Consider the following 18,020-nt stretch of genomic DNA (forward strand, 5'->3'; position numbering starts at 1 on the left):
GTAGCAGGTGGCGCAGATCGGCTGGCCCTGCTGATCGCGGCTGGTGCAGGGGCGGACCCGGCTACAGACCGAGCAGGTCGCCTCGGGGCCCTGGTAGCAGCCGTCGCAGAGGTCCGGCTGCCCGTCGCGTGCGTTGCAGGCGATCCGCTTGAGTTGTCCGCACCGGCCGCAAAGCCGCCGGGGCCGGCGATGACGGTTGTAGCAGAGGTGGCAGAGTGCGCCGTCGTCGTCAACGAGGGCGGCCGCCGCGGACTTCCCACAGCTCACGCAGGTGTGCATCGGGCGTTTCCAGCACTTCATGCACAGCCCTCGGCCGTCGTCCCGTCGCACCACCGGGTGTCGGAGCTGACCGCAGTCGGCGCACTCCTCGAACGTGGCGGGGTCCGCGCGGTAGCAGCGATGGCAGATCGGGCCCTCCGGGCGCCGGGCAGTGACCCGCTGGCCGTCACGGTGGCATCGTGCGCAGGTTTCGCGGTTGCGGCTTCGGGCGTCGCACGAACCGCAGACCCGTCCTTCAGGCCGGAGTTGCCGCAGGTCGGACCGGATCTTGCCGCAGTGCGCGCATCCAGGGCGAACGACCGGATGGCCGGCTTCATGCAGCACCTCGGCCAGTAGCAGCAGAACAGGTGGGCAAAGAGAGCTGCCCGAGGTCAGGGCATCGGGGTGAGCTGTCATGTGATCGGCCAGCTCCTCCAGGAACCGAGCGGCGCCGCGGACGGGAATCGGCACCGCCGCCTCCAACACCGCGTTCGCGTCGGCGGTGCTGAGGGCCGGCAGAACCGTGGTGACCTGGAGAACGGCGGCGTTCGTGGCGGCTTCCATCCGAGCCGCCTGCGCGGCAAGACGGGCGACGACCGACGGAGCGGTCGGCGAGGGCGCGGTCACAGGCCCTCCGGTCGCCGGATCGAGGTCCGGCGCACGGCCGGCAGCGGGCCGGGCGTCTCGCCGCCGGCGGCTTTGCGTACCTCTTCGTTGACGACCTGGACCTCAATGAGATCGCCTGGCTGGCAGCCGAGGATGTCGCACAGAGCCGCGAGGGTGTCCATCGACATCCGCTGCGGCGGCTGCGTTACCAGGCGGAAGACCTGCTCGCGCGACAGGGTGACGCCCCGTTCGGCCAGCAGCGGCACCAGGTCGGTGGTCTGGAACATCTCCCGGTCGGCCATGAGCTTGCGCAGGTTCCAGCGGTAGCCCATCTTCTTCATCACTTCGCGTCCTCCCAGATGCCGGGGTATCGCTGGCCCAGCTTCTTGTGCACCAGCCGGTTGCGGTACTCGTCCGAGACGCCGGTATAGAGGGCCGTCGTGCTGGCATAGCCGTGACCGGCCTGGTCTTGGATGAACCGTTCCGGGTAATCAAATTCGGTCAAATGTGTGATATAGGAATGTCTCAGGCAGTGCAATTCGAGTTCTTCGGGCAGGCTGGCGGCCTGCTTGGCGGCCTGGAAGGCTTCGTTTGCCGACCGGCGCGACAGGCGCCCGGAGCGTTCGGTGACCCAGATCGCGGGGTGCTTGCCGACGTTGAAGCGGGGCCGGACCTCGGTCAGGTAGTGGTCGAGGTCGTCGACGATCCAGTCCATCTCGGGGACGGTGAAGATGGTGCGGCGCTTGGGCGGGCTGCCCTTGGAGGACTTGCCCCAGCGTACGAACACCGCTCCGTGGCGCTTGTACTGCGGGGCCTTCGGGTTGCGCCGCAGGTCGGCGAGGTCGAGGCCGACGTTCTCCCGGCGCCGCATGCCGTAGGCGTAGTAGGTCTTGAGCAGGGAGGAGTCGCGCATCGCGGTCAAAGCACCCTTGCGGCCGCGCTTTCGGATCTCCTCGACCCGTCCGTCGGCGGCGTCGAACAGGTCCTGGATCTCGTCGTAGGTCAGCGGTCGGCGGCTCGGGTCGCCCTCGTACTCGCTGACGTGAGTGACGGTGTTCCACTCGTGCAGGATCTGGACCGGCACCTCGCCGAAGCGTTCCTGGCAGACGGACATCCAGCCGTAGCGCGGATCGGTGATGAAGTCGCAGAACATCCGGAGGTGGTTCTGGTAGTTGCGGCCGGTCGACACAGTGAACGTCGGCGTCTTCGTGCGCAGGTGGTCGATGAACGCCTCGACCTCCGCCGGCTGCCACTGCCACGGGTACTGGTTGGAGAACTCGGCGAACCGGCGGACCAGCGACAGCCGCGGCTTGATGGTCCCGTCCCACTTCAGAAAGCGGGCCCGCTGCTGCTTGGTCCACCCCTCCAGCATGGCCTCGAACACGGCGGGCGCGGGGTCCATGTAGGAGATCCCGTCTACGAGCATCAGGTGTGCCGCACCTGCCAAATCGGCCGCTTTCGCCACTCCAACCTCCGTTGCGTTAGACGCATCATTGTTGTGATGGCATCGACGGAGCGCAAGAGTCGCTGGTAGATCGCCTGCGCAGTGCGAGAGGATGGCGGAGCGGAGGCCCATCACCCGCTGATTCGCGCTTACTTGAACCTTGCGGAGTGCTGCATCAGATGCAACTCCGCCTCGTTCTCCGAATCGCGCATCCCGGAGAGGTAGGCAATCACGATCCAGCAGGACACCTGCAAAAGCCGCTCCATCCGGCCCGCCTCGTAGTACGAGATGTACTCCAGCCACGGCCGCCCCTCCAACTGCCCTCGGACGCTGTGGGCGAGCGGGCAGTCGGTGTCTACTCCTAGGTCACGGGCCGCCTCGGCGATTATCCGCAGGGGTGTGCCCTTGTTCAGCCGGTGCTTGGGAAAGCCCAGCAGCCGGGCCAGGTGGCTGACGCTCGGGAACGCCTCCGGCCGGCGTCGCGCGGGGGCCAGGCGCGGCGGTGCCGCGGGCAGTCGCTGCCCGCGGCACCGGTGGTCGTCGAGGAGTAGGTGCAGCGCCGCCACCGGGTCGGTGCCTGCCGGTGGGCGGGCGTCGATGGTGTCGCGCTCGGCGCGGGCGGCGAGGACATCGTCGGCGAAGTCATCGACCCAGCGCAGCGCCCAGGTCAGCAGGGGACCGAGGACCTGCTCCGGGACGCGGTCGGTGAGGTTCTCCCCGCTGCGCCGGGAGTGGGCTCGCACCCATGCCTGCCAGGCAGAGCGCCGCAGCGGATCCTGCGCAAGGTGGTCGGGAAGCCGAGTGCGAAAAGCCCACAGCATCCGCACGCCGCGACGGTGACCCTTGGTGCCACCGGCCGATAGCCGCAGGGCAACCACGTCCCGGTGGTAGTCGTCCAGGTCCTCACCAGTGATCTGCGCCAGCATGCGGCCGCGGCGATCCGCCCACAGCAAGAAGCGGCGCACGCAGCCAAAGTAGGTGCGGATGCTGCTGATCGAGATCGGCAGCTCGCCCGGCGGGAGGTCCTGGGTGAGCAGGGCGTAGAACAGCCGCTTGGCGGTAGCACGCAGCGACGGCGGGACCAGGGTGAAGTCCAGCTTGAACAGCATGTGGTCGACGCGCAGCCACGCCGGTGTCAGCACCCAAACGTCGTCGGCGTAACGGGAGGTCTCCTCCAAGGCGCAGTCGGCGCGCAGCGGACGCCCGGCCAGCACCAGGGCGTCGCCGGGGACCAGCTCGGACTGTCCAGCGGGATCGACGGCACTGCTCACGCCTGCTCCTTCGGGCCGTCCAGCAGACCGAGCGGCAGGACGGGCTTGGCCTTTATGGCCGCGGCGCGCTGGGCCGGGCTGAACCGGGGCAGGATGTCGCGGGTGATGATCTGCCAGGTCGCCCCGTGCCGGGCTGCCCACTGCTCGGCTTCCCGCCGCTGCAGGTCCTCGCGCAGGGTGTCGGTCAGCGCGAGCAGTGCGGGCAGGTGCCGCTCCAGTACCAGGGCATTCGGACAGCCGAAGCAGGCCAGGAACGACTCCCGGCACCGGCCGCCATCCGGACCGTGCTCGATATCCGCGCACGCGGCGGCGAGCGTGTCCAGCTCACCGGCCGCGGCCCGCTGCCGCACATCCTCAGCCACGGTGCCGGCATCCGCGCCGCCCAGGCGAAGCACGACCGCGCGAGCGTGCTGTTCGGCGTCCGTGATCGCATCGGTCAGGACCTCGGCGGCCCACTCGGTGATAAACGGGTCCCCGCGCAGATAGTGGGCGAAGGACGTCTCCGCCGTGTTCGTCAACCGTGCGGACGGCAGATGTCCGCCGACCTGTTTGGCCGTGCGGGCCTCGACCGTCTTCTTGATCCGGGTCAGCTTCATCTGCAACGGCGCCCCATCGTCCCCGGACAAACCGTGTTCCTGGGCCCAGTGGCCGAGGTGGAGCTTGCGGGCCAGCTCGGCGTCGAACGGGCCGGTGTGCCCGCCGGTTGAAGCGTTATGGACGGCGCCGTGCCCGTTGCCGGCCCAGATCGACCACACCGACGCCGTAGCGGAAAACCCGCGGCTGCGGGCCATGATCCGGTGCAGCAGCAGATAGAAACTGCCCGCGGTCCGCAGCTGCCGGGCCGGGTCCGCGTCGACGCTCCAGTGCACACTGGTGCGCGAGTTGGCCTTGCCCCGACGGCGTTTGACCAGTGTCACCGCCACCGCCCGGTCTTCCACCAGCCGATGCTCGGCAGGCAGCTCCTTGAGCGTCTCCGGGTTCCGTCCGGTCAGCCCGGCCGCGTAGACCAGCAGCGGGGTGAGGTCCTCGGCGACCACGAACAGCTGCCGCGCCTGCTCGTAGCAGGCCGCCGGGAACTCGCCCACCGCCAGGCCGCGGAAGTCCACCTGGACCCGCCCGGTGCGGGCCATCGCCTCCAGCCGCGCCCCCTGTTCCCGGTCGGCGACGGACAGCGAGCCGGGCCGGTGCATGAACTGCTGCAGGAGCGCCTCGCCAGCCGCGATCCGGTCGCGGATGGCCACGACGTCGGAGCGGGCGGCGGCCATGATCGCCTGGAACTCGCGGTCGGAGTACCCGGGCTGGCCAGCCTGTTGGGCGTCCACGCCGTGCCCCCGCTGCCCGACAAAGTCCGCCACCTGGCTGTCCAGCCGGCCCTGGCCTGGCAGCGCGCGCATGAGCAGCAGCAGGTCCTGCAGGTTCTTGCGGGCCGACTTCTCAACACATGTCTCCCGCCGGGTCATCAGATAACGCTGCAGATGACGCACCCGAAGCTCCTCCACGCACCCGGGCGGCGCGGGCAGCTGGTCCAGGAGCAGGAAGAACCGCTTGACCGACTGCCAGTGGGAGGTCGCCGCCCGTTGCGTACGGCGCCCGCCGCCCGGCCCGATCCGCGCACCGAGCGCGTGGGCGAAGTCCCGGTGCAGCCCCTCCAGCGGCAGCTCCTCGAACCGGAAGACGCATTCGCGGCCGTCCTCCCCGGTGAAACGAACCACCGGTGCGCCGCCATCCTCGGGCAGTTCCACTGTGGGCGGCTGCTGATAGAAGCCGTCCGGCACCGCCGCCGTACGCCCGCGCCCCGCGCGCGCCGGATCCCCGCTCACGCAGCCACCTCCGACCGCTCCAGCCAGCCCTCCGCGCTGAAGCCCGCCGGCTCCCAAGCCCCCTCCGGCACCAGCTCCAGCCGCGTACGCATCTCCAGTTCCTGCAACGTGTGCAGATAGATCGCCGTGGTGGTCGCCGACCGGTGACCGAGCCTGATCCGCACCCAGTTCAACGGATCCCCGAACACCCGCTGATAGGTCAGCCGCTGCTGCTCATTCATCTCGCCCAGCGCCTGCAGATGCCCCCGCCACAACAGCTCCAGGGTGATCACCGCATACGAGTGGCGCAGCATGTGCGGCGTCGCCCGCACGCCGACATCCTGTGTGCGGCAGCGGGCGTTGGCATCGGCGAAGACCTGCTTCCACCCGGACATGCTCATCGGCAGGCCCCACTGGTTCAGCCACACCATCGCGGGCTCCCACCCACCCTCCGGCGTGGCCACCAGCAGGCGCCGCCGCTCACCGGCATCCAGCCGGGCCACCGGAAGCCACCGGCCCGCCATCCGCACCACCGGTCTGGAGGGGTCCTCCACCAGCAGCGAGCGCCGGGTGGGGCTGTAGAAGCCGCGCGAGCGGCCGTAGTCGAGGCTCTCGCGGCGGTCCCACTCCATGTAATCGCGCACATCTCGCAATGCCGGCACCGGCCAGTACACCGCCCGCCCCGAACAGCCCTTGGCGATCGCCTGCGGCAGCACCGTACGTGCGTTGACGATGCCCGATCCGGCAGACGGCATCTCCGGCAGCTCGAACACCGTCAGTGCCGACTGCTCGCACAACCGCAGGCCCGTACGGACCATGCTGTCCGCGTACGCCGCGTTCCGCGCCGCCCACCGGCCACGGAACGACGGCCGAGGCAGTTCCCCCGCGTCGAAGCCGCACAGACCCACGTTCCGCCACACCCGGTACGACGCGGGCGGCAGCCACTTCACCTCGCCCCGCGGCCCCGTGTGCGACGCCTCAGCCGGAACCTGTCGCACGGCTCCGCGCCCGGCGCCGCCGGTCCACGGCGCCCACGCGGCCGCGGCACGTTGCCGGATCGGGTTTGCCCGTACAAGATCCTGCTCGATCGCCCACAGATAACTGGTTGACCGTGGACACCTCCCGGTCCCAGGTGCCGTTTTCAACGCGCGGTCCATGCTCGTCCCGCCGGCGCCACCACTCATACGCCGCGCGGTCGTCTGCCGTCGCATCCCGCCAACTGCACTCGTCTCGCGCAAACCACAGGAAGTCGAAGAACGTACGCAGATCACGAGCGTGGGCAGCCTGCGTGTTCCACGGCGATGACGCCAGCCACACCGAGAAATACCGATTCAGTTCGACGTCGTACTGGCCCTTCGGGCTGAGCAGGAACGGCTGCCCCTCCGGGACCCCCCGCTCGTCCAACCATCCATCGAGTCCGGCGAAAAGCGATCCGAACTCCCGCATGAACGGCGTCACTTTGCATGGCCGTGCCAGCTCCCGGCGAGTGAAGTGCACCCGCCATCCCGTGATCGACATGGCGCCGGACTCTATCCTGCAGACAGTTCAACAGCGCATAACCAAAGTGGGACGGGTACCGGGCTCTGCTCTCCGTCGACGCAGGCCGGGTAGAGCTGCGCTTGCGCCGGCGTTTCCCGGAAATCGTGGACGGCACCGCGCAGCTGCCCGATGCGACCTCGCTCGACGGCGAACTGATCGTATGGGAGGCGGGACGGCTCGCCTTCGAGGCTGCAGCGTGGTGCCGGGGCGGTCCGGGCCGCGGACGAATGGCCGGCACACTTCGTCGCATTCGACCTCCTGCGCCTGTCCGGCACCGACACGACAGGGTGGCCCTACAGACGCCGCAGGCATGCACTGGAGTCCGTCTTCACGCCCCCGGCTGACGGCGCCGTGGGCGCACGACGTCGGTCGTCAGCTCATCGGCGTACTGCGGACCGCTCCCCATCGGGTCGACATCCCTCGTCAAACCGCCCCTCTGCTTCGGCCTTGGTGTTCAGAATCCGTCGCCCCATCCGAAGGTGACGTTGTACGCCCGCTGGAGGGCGTGTCGACCGTGGTCCCCGTCGGCGTAAGCCCACGCGAGGGCTGAGGCGAACCAGAGCAGAAAGACTCCGCTGACGATGCCCAGAGCGACCAGCCTGCCGAACCAGCTGAGGAGCACCAGGGCGACGGTCACGATGACCGCGCCGACGTGGGCTCCCCGCAGGTCGAGCGACACAGCCTTGCGAGCCGCTCTGCGTACGGCCCGTTCTGCCGCGAAGCGCTGCTCGCGAACAGCTTGCGGTTCGTTCTCGTCGAAGCTCATCGCATCCCCTGGCGCCGACGCTACATGGACGCGGACCACGTCGGCTGAGGTTCAGGAACAGGTTGGCGAACACCCCCACCACTGCGCCCTCCCACACCACTGTGGCCGGCGGGAGGAAGTGGGCGTGGACAGCGGCGTAGGAGCGGGCGACGTCGAGGCAGATCCCGGGCGGTGCAGCTCCACGCTGAAGGGATGAGCGGTGATGGGCGGGCGGAAGTACAGACAGTGGGTACCTGCCCATGGATGGACAAGGCCTCAACGCTGCGTACTTCCTCGGAGAGCCCATATGGCGCGGGGCTTGACGGATGAGGTCCGATGCCGTGTCATCGTGAAAGGGACAACGACGGCGGGTGATGCAACGGTGACAGAGGGGCACGATGGCGATGGGCCTGGTGCCGAGCCCGCACGCGACCCTGCGAGCCCACAGCCCAGCGCTCCGAAACCTCCGCGCGAGCATGGCAGTTGGGCTGCAGACAACGTACCTGGGATCATCCTGGCTCTCATCGTCCTGGTACTGATGCTCGCGGGCGCGGTGTCCAACGACAACGTCACCTGCCCCGGCGGAGCCACGAGCTGCGGCGCTCCCTGAAACCGCGCCACCGCATCTCAACATCGGGCGCCTGATGATCAGGTTGAGGGCGGACGCCGATAGAAGCACGCTGAACGGGAAAGGGGAGCGGCCCGCATGTGAGGGTTGGCCGCATCCACCCGCATGGAGCATTGAGGCACGTCCGCGGCCGGACAACCCGCTGCCGCAGGAGCACGCGGACTACACCCCACGTGATCTACCGGTGCATGCCGAGTTGGTCGAGTGCTGTTCGGCGTTCTGGGGTGAGTTTGCTGGCTCGTCGTCGGGTGTTTTCGAGCCATCCCCCGAGTCGGACGGACGTGCCGCTCTCCCTATCCTCACCGGCCAACTCCTCGATGTGCTTCCTTGGGACGTGGAGGTGGCCTTCGCGGGCGTGGTACTGGCGGGTGGCGGCGAGGTGGGTAGCCCACCGGTCGGCTTGTGTCCGTCGCGTCGGTTGCGCCGCGGCTTCTTCTGGTGTGAGCGGCTCGATGCCGAGGACGCTGTCGAGGAGCCATTGCTGTACCGGTGTCAGCTTCTCCCACCCCGCCCGCTGCGGCCGGGTCCAGGCGCCGAGGTCTTCGCCCTGCACGATGATCCCGCCCGCCCGCACGGGCAGGGTTCCGCCGGCCCGGACGTGGGCGAGTGTCAAGGTGAACCTGCGTTGCCAGTCGATGCCCCATGCCGGGCACCAGCCCGGGTCGATCGCGTCGAGGGCGTCCATGCGGCTCTCTGACAGTTCGTCTGTGTAGGGCACGCCTGGTTTCCCCGACGGCGCGCCGTTTGGCGTTCTCACGGGTCTTGCGGGCGGCTGCGCGCTGGTTCTTGGCCCAGGTCCCGATGGCCAGACCGCCGTCACCGCCCCAGAGCGCGTTGGTGGGTGGGAGGAAGTGCCCGTGGACGGCCGCATAGTCCTTCGCCACGGCGAGACCGTCAGCCCAGGCACTGTCCCACGCCGACCACACCATCCCCAGCACCTCGAGCTCGACGACGCGCTTGGCCTCCAGCGTGCCGGCCGCGTAGGAGCGCTGTACATCTGCCAGCCACCGCCCCAGCGGAAACCCACCCACCGCGCCACCCCAGTCCTCCGGGACGGCGAAGACGTAAGGCACCCGCAGCTCCACGTTGCCGCTCTCGCGCAGCCACCGGCTCGCGGCCTCGATGCCGCGGCGCCAGTAGGCTCCTTCGGGGGCGATGATCCGCAGCCGGATGAACTGCGGCAGCGCGAACGGATCGCGCTCCTCACTGAACCGCAGTACCCCGGCCGCTACCCCACTCACCCGCACGACATTCCGCTCCCGACCCTCGTCCCGACCGTCGCCCTGGCCCTCGTCCCGACCCTTGCCCTGGCCCTCGCCCCGGTCTTCGTTCTCGAACTCGCCCTCCGCACCGTCCTGTTCGGCCCCGGTACGGCTGTTGCGGATCCGGGGATGAACGTCTCTGAATGATCGTGTAAGTCCGTGATGTGGAAGCCTGGTCCGGGGCTCGGCCTCGGGCCCTTGGGCCGGGCGGATCGGACGAGTCATGGCGGACAAAGACGAAGCGGCCGCGTCCGTGGCCGACGACGAGATGGTTGACGAGGTCGTCGAGCGACTGCTCGACAAGGCTGACGCCTCAGGGGCAGCCCTGCTCGGTGAAGGTGGGCTGCTGACGGAGATCACCCGGGCCGTGCTGGAGCGGGCCCTGGAAGCCGACATGGGCGAACACCTCGGCTACGAACGTGGAGATACCGCAGGTCACGGCTCGGGGAACTCCCGCAACGGGACTTCGTCCAAGACCGTCCTCACCGACGCAGGGGCAGTCACGCTGGCGGTTCCACGGGACCGCAACGGCGATTTCGAACCGCGTCTGGTCCCGAAGCACGCCCGTCGGCTCGCCGGGTTCAACGACCGGATCCTCTCCCTCTACGCGTAGGTCTGGCGGCGATCCATAGTGATGCCGGCCCAGCTCATGTCTCGTCGAGGCACAGGCAGAACGGGTGTCCGGCCGGGTCGAAGAGGACGCGTACGTTCGGCTGCGGCTGGAATTCCGCCACGGTGGCGCCCAGGGCGACTGCCTCGGCGACCGCCGCTTCCAGATCGCCGACCTGGAAGTCGAAGTGCATCATGGGCCGTTGCTCCCCGTCGGCCGGAGGCCAGACCGGAGCCCTGTAGCCGTCCGCCTGCTGGAACACGAAGAACGGTCCTTGGGGCGAAGCGGCGACGACGGCCGTTCCCGGCTTCTCGTGCCCGACGTGCCAGCCGAGGAGTTGGGCGTAGAAGTTCGCCAGGCCGCTCGGGTCCGGCGCCTCGATCGTCGTTCCCCACCACATGCCGCCCGTCCGGGATCTCATGCCGGTACCTTGCACCATGAATCCCGATCCTGTCGTGCACGGTTTCAAGGGCGACCGGGTGATCCGCGAGCAGGCAGCCGACCGGATCTGCCGCCGTCAGCCGCAGGTCAGCAGGCCCGCCTTCTGCTTGGCGTTCAGGACGCGGTGAACGCTCTGGCTCACCTGCGAGCGGAAGGTCGAGCTCTGCGTCATCCGGTTCTGCACGGCCTTGGTCATGGCCGGGATCAGATTCGGTTCGACCGTCAGGACCACGTCACCGCCCGCCGAGATGAACTTGACCGCGCGGTCGCCCGGCGCCACGGCCTTCACCGCCACCGCGTTGCCGAGGTCGTCCGAGATCACGACGCCCTTGAAGCCCATGTTCTTGCGCAGCATGGTCTGGATCACCGTGGGGGAGAACGCGGCGCGGTTCCTCGCGTCGATCTTGCTGTACGTCGCCGAGGAGATCATGACGAACGGCGCCCCGGCGTCGATGCCGGACTTGAACGTGGTGACGCTCGGGCTCGTGCTCGTGGTCACCGTGTCCACGACGCCGGCAGTGGTGTCGGTGTTGCCCCGGACGTAACCGAGTCCCGGGAAGTGCTTGAGCGTGGCCAGCACCCCGGACTGGGCCGAGCCCTCGAGGAACGCGTTGCTGTGAGGAGCCACAGTCGCTGCGGTGTGACCGAACTCGCGGTTGAACCGGCCGATCGGAGCGTTGGCCGTGCCCAGACTCGCCGGCACGACATCCGCCACGGGCGCGAGGTTCAGATTGACGCCGGCCGACTTGAGCTGCTTGGCCCACGTGGCGGCCTCGCCGCGCAACTTCGTCGTCGTCCACGTTCCCTGGGTCAGCGCGCTCGGGATGGTCGAGAAGCCGGGGCCGGTCAGTACCTGCACCTGTCCGCCCTCCTGGTCGGTCGAGACCAGAAGGCCGACACGATGCCCGGCCACACTGTCCGCCTTCGCCTGAAGACTGTCGGCAAGGGTCTTGGTCGCCGCGGTCCCGGCCTTGCTCCGGCCGGCGAGGAACACCGAGCCGACGTGGTACTGGCGCATGAGGGCGATCCGCGCGCTGTCCGGTGCGGACGGCGTGACCGATCCCATGAAGAGCTGACCGACCCGCTGCGAGGCCGTCATCGCCGAGTACGTCCGGTCGGCGCAGGTCGTCGCCGCCGACTTCGAGGCCGGAACGGACGGGTCGATCGCGGCGGCCTGCGAGATCTGTACGCCTGCCACGCCGGCCGCCGCGATCGACAGCGCCAGCGAGGACGCGATCCAGACACGCCGGTTCATGCCGGAACGACGGGTGTGCGACCGGTGTGATGCCATGAAGCTACTCCGAGGGCGCCTGCTGCGGGCCGCTTATATCTTCAGCGGGTAGTCGGTTGCCGTTTCCAGCGTACCTCCGCGCACATTGGCTGCATCTGGGCGTACGGGATGCCTTTTGACGGGTCTGAGGACGCGCTCGCAGATCGGTGCCATCACCGGGGCCGTCAGCCCCTGACACCGCACAGCGCCCGGTGCGGAAGTGGACGGGAGTGCCCGACGCGGCGAGAATGGGCGCGAGGCCGAAGGGCGGCGGAAGTCCCGCCGGATGCGCGGCTCGGCGCCCCGCGAACTCGGCCGCTGCCGCTTGTTCCGGTGCGATGCCCGGACGAGAGGGGCGCCACCCGGTCCAGCGGTCAGGCGTAGGCGTCGAGGACCAGGTAGCCGTCGAGGCGGGTGAGCCGGTCCGATGAGGGGTCGGGCGGGAGCACGTGGCCGAGGCTGTCGGAACGGACCTCGCCGATCCACTGGTCGTGCTGGTACTCGTGGTTGACGAGCGTGGTCAGCAGGTGCGTGGCGACAATGGTCAGCTGGGCGGGGGCACCGACGTTTCCGGTCGCGATGTCGCCGATACGGGCGTGGACGCGTTCGGCGACGGTGGCGCGGAACATGGTGAGCCGTTCGACCGTGGGCAGCGCGCCGCGGAACTTCTCCGGATTCGCCGAGTCCATGATTCCGTCCAGTTCCGGATCGGGGCTGGGCTCCGCCGCGGTGAGGTTGCGGATCATGAAGTGGGCGACGTGGGCCTGGTGGCCGAGGTGCCAGCCGATGGCGCTGGAGTTCTCGTGCGGGCGCCAGGTCACCTCGTCCGGGGTGAGGTCTTTCCACAGTTCGTCGGTGTAGGCACAGGCACGGTCGTATTCGCGCAGCAGTGCTGTGAGGTCGTGCATAGGACCACCTGTCGGTGTCGAGGGGAGCGGGTGGGGGAGGCGTGCCCGAGGTGTCCGCGGGTGCGCTCCGTCGCAGTCAACGCTGTTCGCGGCGCGCAGCCCGTCAGGCGCGGCGGTGGGGTGGCGGGGTGGTGATGGGCAGTGATGGGGGTTGCATGAGTGGTGAGTGGTGAGTGGTGGCGGGTCTGGGCGACCGGTGATCGGTGACCGGTGACTGCGTCGGGGGAGGCGCGAGGTGCGGTGGGCCGGTCTGGCCAGGGGGCAGGGATTTCCCGCTTGGTGTCAGTGGCAGGAGTTACCGTCCGGCGTGTGATTGAACATGAAGGTCTGGGTGTCGTCCGTGAGGCTTACGACGCCGCAGCTCCCGAGTACGCGCGGCTGTTCCGGGGCGAGTTGAGTCAGCGGCCCTTGGACCGGGCCATGTTGAGCGTCTTCGCCGAGGCAGTCGAGGCCGCCGGGTCAGGTAGGGCCGATGGGGGAGCGCAGGTCGCGGATCTGGGGTGTGGGCCCGGCCATGTCACCGCCCATCTCAGCGAGTTGGGTCTGGACGTGTTCGGTGTCGACGCCTCTTCCGTGATGGTCGAGCTGGCTCGGCAGGCCTGTCCGGGCCTGCGTTTCGAGGTGGGCGCGATGGCCGCGCTGGACATCGCCGACGGCGCGCTGGACGGCGTACTCTCCCGTTGGTCCATCATTCACACCCCGCCGCGCGAAGTACCGGACGTTCTGGCGGAGTTCCATCGCGTCCTCGCGCCAGGCGGCCATCTTCTGGTCGGATTCTGGGCCACCGAGGATTCCTCTCATCCGACGCAGGTCTTCGATCACGCGGTCACGCCGGCCCATCGCTGGTCGCCCGATCACCTTTCCGCGATGCTGCGCGAGACCGGGCTGGACGAGGTGGCCCGGATGATCCGTGAGCCTCAGCCCGCCGATCGACGCCAGTTCCAGGAGGTTCACCTGCTCGCCCGCAAGGCCTCCGCGCCGGCGGCGGACTGACGAGCAGCCGTCGCCCCCTCCGCCCCCGGATCCCTGCCCGTCGCCGTTCCGGCCCCCTCGGCGCGTGGGTCCGGTGGCCGGGCACCACCGGACGCATGAGTCCGGTGGTTGGGCACCACCACCGGCGCCGATGCCCGCCGCCGCAGGAAGCCGGCACCCTCGGCAACCCGCCCAGCGCGTGGGCGGCAGCCAGGACGGCAGCCCGGGACCACACCCGGGCCCGGGGTTCTGCCTCACGGAACCAACCCCTGGCCCGGGGTTCCCCCGCACGGAACCCGACCCCAGCGCGCGACCAAGCCCGGGCCCAGGGGTCCCGCCGCACGGAACCTGGCCGGGGCCGTCCGCCCCGCCGAACCCCGACCGGCACCAGTGTGGCCTGATGCACATCCGCCCCCGGGGAGGAAATCGGTCGCTGCCGAAGAACCGCTCCCGCGCGGCCTGTTGGGGCTGACCAGGGGACACGGGAAGCCGTGTTCTCCGTCGGCCACGACCCGTCGGGCGTGCGACGGGGCCGCCGAGGTCCAGCGTTGGAACGGAGGGGGCCCGGGAGGCCCGTACACTCGGCAACCGCCTCCGTGTCCGGCGCGAGGCCCCGACAGGAAGGACGCGTTGTCCGTGTTCCAGGAAGCCCCGATCTACCGCCAGCTCGTCGCGGAGCGCGGTGACGTCCCCGCGCAGGTCCGAGGTGAGGCCGAGCGGATTCGCAGCGACCTGCAGCGGGTGATGCCGCCCCTCCGGCCTTCGGCGCCCACCGCGGCCGAGCACACCTGGTCCGGCGCGCCCGCCGGCCTGGCGCTCCCGCCCGGGACGCAGCAGGGCTGATCCCTTCGTACACGGCCGGCGCAGTACGCCTGACCGACTCGACCGCCCGGAAGCCGACGGCTTCCGGGCGGCTGCCGTGATGTCTAGGGCGCGTGACCGGTCACGGCGGCCTCGGTGACGGGGCTGCGCCGGCCGAGCGGGTCCACGACGACCAGGGCGTAGCGGGCGTCCGCCGGAACCGGCGCGGCGTCCTGCCAGGACAGGGCGGCGGAGGCGAGGGACAGCACCGCACGCTCCTGCGGCACGCTGTCGGGCGTGCCCCGGTAGATCTCCAGGCGGTACGGGCTCTGCGACGCGGGGTGCGTCGTCGGCAGGCCGCTGAGCGCGAGCGTCACCGAGCCGTCGGCCGCCGTGGTGAGCACCGGAGCGGCGGGAGCCGTGGGTGGACCGGCGGGGACGAGCAGGGACACGGCCGGCAGCGAGGGTTCGCTCCAAGCCCCCTCGGCCTCGTCCCCGATCGCTCCCCATACGGGTTCCACACCACCGTCGACGGGTTCGGCTGTCGTCCCCGGCGGCAGGGGCGGCTCGGACGGACAGCGCACCTCGGCGAACCAGTCGGTGTGCACGAAGGGACTGAGCCCGCTTGCCGGGACCGTCACGATGGCCGTCCACGGGGCGCCGTTGTCCGGCGCGGTCAGCTTTCCGGTCGTCCACACCGGGGCGAAGTGGCGGTCGGCGCCCGAACGGGTACGCCGGACCCGGAACTCGGGCGGCCGGCCGGCCGCCGCGGCGAGCAGCTCCGGCCGCAGGCCTTGGGCCCGAACGGTGAGGGTGACCCCGCCGCCGGCGGTGGTGACGGCGTCCACCAGGGGCGGTTGCGGGCGGTCGGCGCTCGGGACGGCGACCGGTACGAGACCGCATGCCGCGAACGGCGGTTCCGCGCCACCGGTGGTGAGCGGGACGATCCGGACGAACTGGACGCTGCGCAGTCCTCCTGGAAGCCGGGTGGAGAAATGGATCGTGCCGTCGGCCTCCGTGGTGTCGCCGGTCTCCCCGAGGAACGTGAACGCCCCTTTGTCGGTGAAGCGGTTGGCGACGGCGTGCAGCAGCCGCGCCTGCGTGGCCCGGACGGAATCCGCCGGGAAGATCATGGGCGTGGCGAGTGACCCGGCGAGGCGCCGGGCGTCCCCGAGGTAGACCCGGTAACGGGCGGCCCCGGTGCGCGGCGGCCAGCGCAGCGACAGTTCGGCCAGGCCCGTCGAGTCCGCCCTCGCGGTCCAGACGATCGTCGGCGACGTTGGCACGACCCGCGGTGACCGGGCGTCATGGGCGGGGACGAGGACCGTGCGTCTCTGCGACTCGGTGCCCCCGGCGTCGACGAACCAGGCGACGACCGGCACCCTCCGCCGCTGTCCCACAGTGAAGGGCGTGGGCCGGGCGGTCAGAAGCACCTCCTGGTTCTCGGCGGCAGGCTCGGGCGTGAGCGCGAACCCGTCGGCCTCGACCCGTAGTTCGGCGACGGGCACACTGCCGGGGGCCGTGTGCCCGGAGTCCGGGACGGTGCACCGCAGACGGAGGGTGCCCGGCACGCGCGGTTCGCTCGTCCCGTCGTCGGCGTCCGCGTCGAACGTCGCCTCGATCACGGGCGGGGGCGGGGCGGGGCGGTCGGGCGGAGGTGCGGCGAGGTCGGAGCCGTCGGACCACTGGCCGAACTCGTCGGCGCCCCACACCCGCCAGCTCGCGCCGCCCGGGTCGGCGGGGACCGCGCCGTCCTCCAGGACCCGGCGGTTGTTGCCGGCCCAGTTCGGTACGAGCGGCAGGGCCCGGCTGACGTAACCCTGGCCGTCGGGCGGCTCGAAACGGTTCAGCGGCACGGACTTCCCCGGAGCCGTCCGGACGAATCCGACCATGCCGGGGGCCGGGACGTCGCCGAGGGACAGCGTCTGCCGCCAGCTCTCGGGTCCGGGCTGCCGTGGGTCGGCGTACGGGTTCCAGGCACCGGGGGAATCGGCGGCGAGCCGGAAGGGATCGGGAGGATCCTGTTGCGCGTCGCCCGGCGCGACCGCGAGCGCCGTCAGCGTGTGGCAACTCCAGGGGCCGGACTCGCCCCCGTCCAGGGAGGAAAGGCCGGCGATGATGCCCGGCGCGTCGGGGAAGAGGCTGTCGAGCGTCTGGTCGAGGTTGCCGGGCAGCGAAAGCGGCGGGCCGAGAACGTCGCCCAGGGTGACCGGGCCGGTGAAGGGGCTGCCCGGCTCCTGGACCACACGCTGCTCCTGCACCGCCCAGCGGGCCGCGACGAGCCAGATGGTGCAGTCCTCGACGGGCCCGGTGGAGCTGTAGGGAACGAGGGTCGCCAGACCGAGATACCGGGCGATCTGCGGGTCCACGGACATCGTCAGGAGGGACGGGGTCACCGGTGCCGTGGCGCGGCCGGTCCGGCCGTCCGCCAGGGTGAGCCGGTCGCCGAAGTAGGCGAGGGCCGGTGCGGTCGCGGGATCGCTCCAGCCGCTCATGAGCCAGGGGTCGACGAACTCGGGCCCGATCCGTTCCATGATCCTTTCCGTGTCGGCGGTCGGATCGGGGCCGGACGGGTCCGGCCCGTATGCGTCCGGCGGGCCGAGCCGGGGCGGGACGGCCGAGGCGACCCGGTCCCGGGCGGCGTCCCTCGGGTAGGCGCCCGGATCCGGCGCGTACCAGTACGGAGGCAACTTGATCGGCAGCCCGAAGATCTCGGGGCGAATGTCACCGAGGCCGGACAGGTTCACGTTCGACTGCCGTACTCCTCGCGTCTCGTCGATGGTTCCGGCACCGGTCGCCCTCAGCCGGACGACGGGCGTGTGACCGAAGCGGTAGTACTTCGAGGTCCGGGTGGCGATGACACGGTCACCCCCGCCCGCCGTGCGACGCGCGTCCAGCAGGTCCACGCGCAGCCCCCGGTCGTCGGGCACCGAGACCTCGGCCCAGATGTACGGATCCTCGGCGGGGACGCCGAAGAGGGACCCCTCGGCCAGCCCGCCGGCGTCCTCCAGCCGGAACGGGACGGACAGACGCCGTCCGCGGATGTCCCGCCACACGACCGGCATCGCCTCCGTCTCGACGCCGGACAACCGCCAGGCGGCGAAGGGGTGCAGCGGGAGGCCGAGCCAGGGACTGACCCTGACCCGGAGATGGAAGCCCTCGGCCAGCCAGGTCGGGTCGCTCACGGCGAGGGCGCTCGCCCGCAGCAGCGTGGGCGGGGCGATGGATGCGCTCATCGGGATTTTCCTTCGTGGATAGCCTGGCCTTCAGGCCGGGGAGGAAACGAAGCTCCTGTGGAGCAGGGCTGGGAAAGCCGGTTCGCGGTCAGGGCGGACCGGCGTGCACCGTCGACCGGCGGACAGCCGTCGCTCACACGGAATTTGATACCGTGTGATATGTGACGCAGCAGGTCAAGCGGGCTTTCAAGTACCGCTGCTATCCGGCGGACGAGCAGGCAGCCGAGCTG

Annotated in this window: 14 protein-coding genes and 3 pseudogenes; 3 read left to right on the forward strand and 14 right to left on the reverse strand. The window is 70.2% G+C overall.

What is annotated here, in order from left to right; all coding sequences use genetic code 11:
* From ABZV42_RS41040 to ABZV42_RS41085, 10 genes and pseudogenes are all read right to left on the reverse strand, one after another.
* A pseudogene (locus ABZV42_RS41040) lies at positions 1–885 on the reverse strand (hypothetical protein); the annotation flags it as partial.
* Positions 882–1,208, reverse strand: coding sequence for a helix-turn-helix transcriptional regulator (locus ABZV42_RS41045; RefSeq protein ID WP_356057290.1), 327 nt, complete (start codon positions 1,206–1,208; stop codon positions 882–884). The pseudogene ABZV42_RS41040 and the gene ABZV42_RS41045, both read right to left, overlap by 4 nt.
* Positions 1,205–2,290 carry a tyrosine-type recombinase/integrase gene (locus ABZV42_RS41050; RefSeq protein ID WP_356057292.1) on the reverse strand — a complete coding sequence of 362 codons (1,086 nt, stop codon included), beginning with the start codon at positions 2,288–2,290 and terminating at the stop codon, positions 1,205–1,207. Before ABZV42_RS41050 ends, ABZV42_RS41045 begins: the two co-directional genes overlap by 4 nt.
* 167 nt (positions 2,291–2,457) lie before the next feature.
* Positions 2,458–3,579, reverse strand: coding sequence for a hypothetical protein (locus tag ABZV42_RS41055; RefSeq protein WP_356057294.1), 1,122 nt, complete (start codon positions 3,577–3,579; stop codon positions 2,458–2,460).
* Positions 3,576–5,399: a hypothetical protein gene (locus ABZV42_RS41060; protein WP_356057296.1), complete on the reverse strand. Its 1,824-nt coding sequence runs from the start codon at positions 5,397–5,399 to the stop codon at positions 3,576–3,578. Before ABZV42_RS41060 ends, ABZV42_RS41055 begins: the two co-directional genes overlap by 4 nt.
* Complete coding sequence (locus tag ABZV42_RS41065; RefSeq protein ID WP_356057298.1) at positions 5,396–6,328, reverse strand: hypothetical protein; 933 nt, start codon at positions 6,326–6,328, stop codon at positions 5,396–5,398. Before ABZV42_RS41065 ends, ABZV42_RS41060 begins: the two co-directional genes overlap by 4 nt.
* Positions 6,329–6,356: 28 nt before the next feature.
* On the reverse strand, positions 6,357–6,896 hold the full coding sequence (locus ABZV42_RS41070; RefSeq protein WP_356057299.1) for a hypothetical protein: 540 nt from the start codon (positions 6,894–6,896) through the stop codon (positions 6,357–6,359).
* Positions 6,897–7,371: 475 nt separating this feature from the next.
* On the reverse strand, positions 7,372–7,683 hold the full coding sequence (locus ABZV42_RS41075) for a hypothetical protein (protein ID WP_355986988.1): 312 nt from the start codon (positions 7,681–7,683) through the stop codon (positions 7,372–7,374).
* A 785-nt stretch (positions 7,684–8,468) separates the two neighbouring features.
* Entirely contained in the window at positions 8,469–8,975 is a 507-nt protein-coding gene (locus tag ABZV42_RS41080) for a helicase associated domain-containing protein (protein WP_356057301.1), read from the reverse strand.
* 112 nt (positions 8,976–9,087) lie between these two features.
* A pseudogene (locus ABZV42_RS41085) lies at positions 9,088–9,777 on the reverse strand (helicase associated domain-containing protein); the annotation flags it as partial.
* 43 nt (positions 9,778–9,820) lie between these two features.
* Here ABZV42_RS41085 and ABZV42_RS41090 point away from each other — a divergent pair.
* Positions 9,821–10,162: pseudogene (locus tag ABZV42_RS41090) on the forward strand (transposase); the annotation flags it as partial.
* A 37-nt stretch (positions 10,163–10,199) separates the two neighbouring features.
* On the opposite strand, the gene ABZV42_RS41095 reads toward ABZV42_RS41090, so the two are convergent.
* The 3 genes from ABZV42_RS41095 to ABZV42_RS41105 form a co-directional block, all read right to left on the reverse strand.
* The gene (locus ABZV42_RS41095; protein ID WP_355986982.1) at positions 10,200–10,583 is read right to left on the reverse strand and encodes a VOC family protein; all 384 of its coding nucleotides are present in this window, start codon (positions 10,581–10,583) and stop codon (positions 10,200–10,202) included.
* A 96-nt stretch (positions 10,584–10,679) separates the two neighbouring features.
* Positions 10,680–11,858 carry a glycoside hydrolase family 3 N-terminal domain-containing protein gene (locus tag ABZV42_RS41100; protein WP_356057303.1) on the reverse strand — a complete coding sequence of 393 codons (1,179 nt, stop codon included), beginning with the start codon at positions 11,856–11,858 and terminating at the stop codon, positions 10,680–10,682.
* 389 nt (positions 11,859–12,247) lie between these two features.
* Positions 12,248–12,781 carry a DinB family protein gene (locus ABZV42_RS41105; protein ID WP_355986976.1) on the reverse strand — a complete coding sequence of 178 codons (534 nt, stop codon included), beginning with the start codon at positions 12,779–12,781 and terminating at the stop codon, positions 12,248–12,250.
* Between the two features lie 309 nt (positions 12,782–13,090).
* On the opposite strand from ABZV42_RS41105, the gene ABZV42_RS41110 reads away from it, so the two are divergent.
* Positions 13,091–13,774 carry a class I SAM-dependent methyltransferase gene (locus tag ABZV42_RS41110; RefSeq protein ID WP_355986973.1) on the forward strand — a complete coding sequence of 228 codons (684 nt, stop codon included), beginning with the start codon at positions 13,091–13,093 and terminating at the stop codon, positions 13,772–13,774.
* Between the two features lie 615 nt (positions 13,775–14,389).
* Entirely contained in the window at positions 14,390–14,596 is a 207-nt protein-coding gene (locus ABZV42_RS41115; protein ID WP_356057305.1) for a hypothetical protein, read from the forward strand.
* 83 nt (positions 14,597–14,679) lie between these two features.
* Here ABZV42_RS41115 and ABZV42_RS41120 read toward each other — a convergent pair whose 3' ends face one another.
* The gene (locus ABZV42_RS41120; RefSeq protein WP_356057307.1) at positions 14,680–17,790 is read right to left on the reverse strand and encodes a hypothetical protein; all 3,111 of its coding nucleotides are present in this window, start codon (positions 17,788–17,790) and stop codon (positions 14,680–14,682) included.
* Between the last annotated feature and the right edge of the window lie 230 nt (positions 17,791–18,020).

This window comes from Streptomyces sp. NPDC005281 (assembly GCF_040607495.1).
GTDB lineage: Bacteria > Actinomycetota > Actinomycetes > Streptomycetales > Streptomycetaceae > Streptomyces.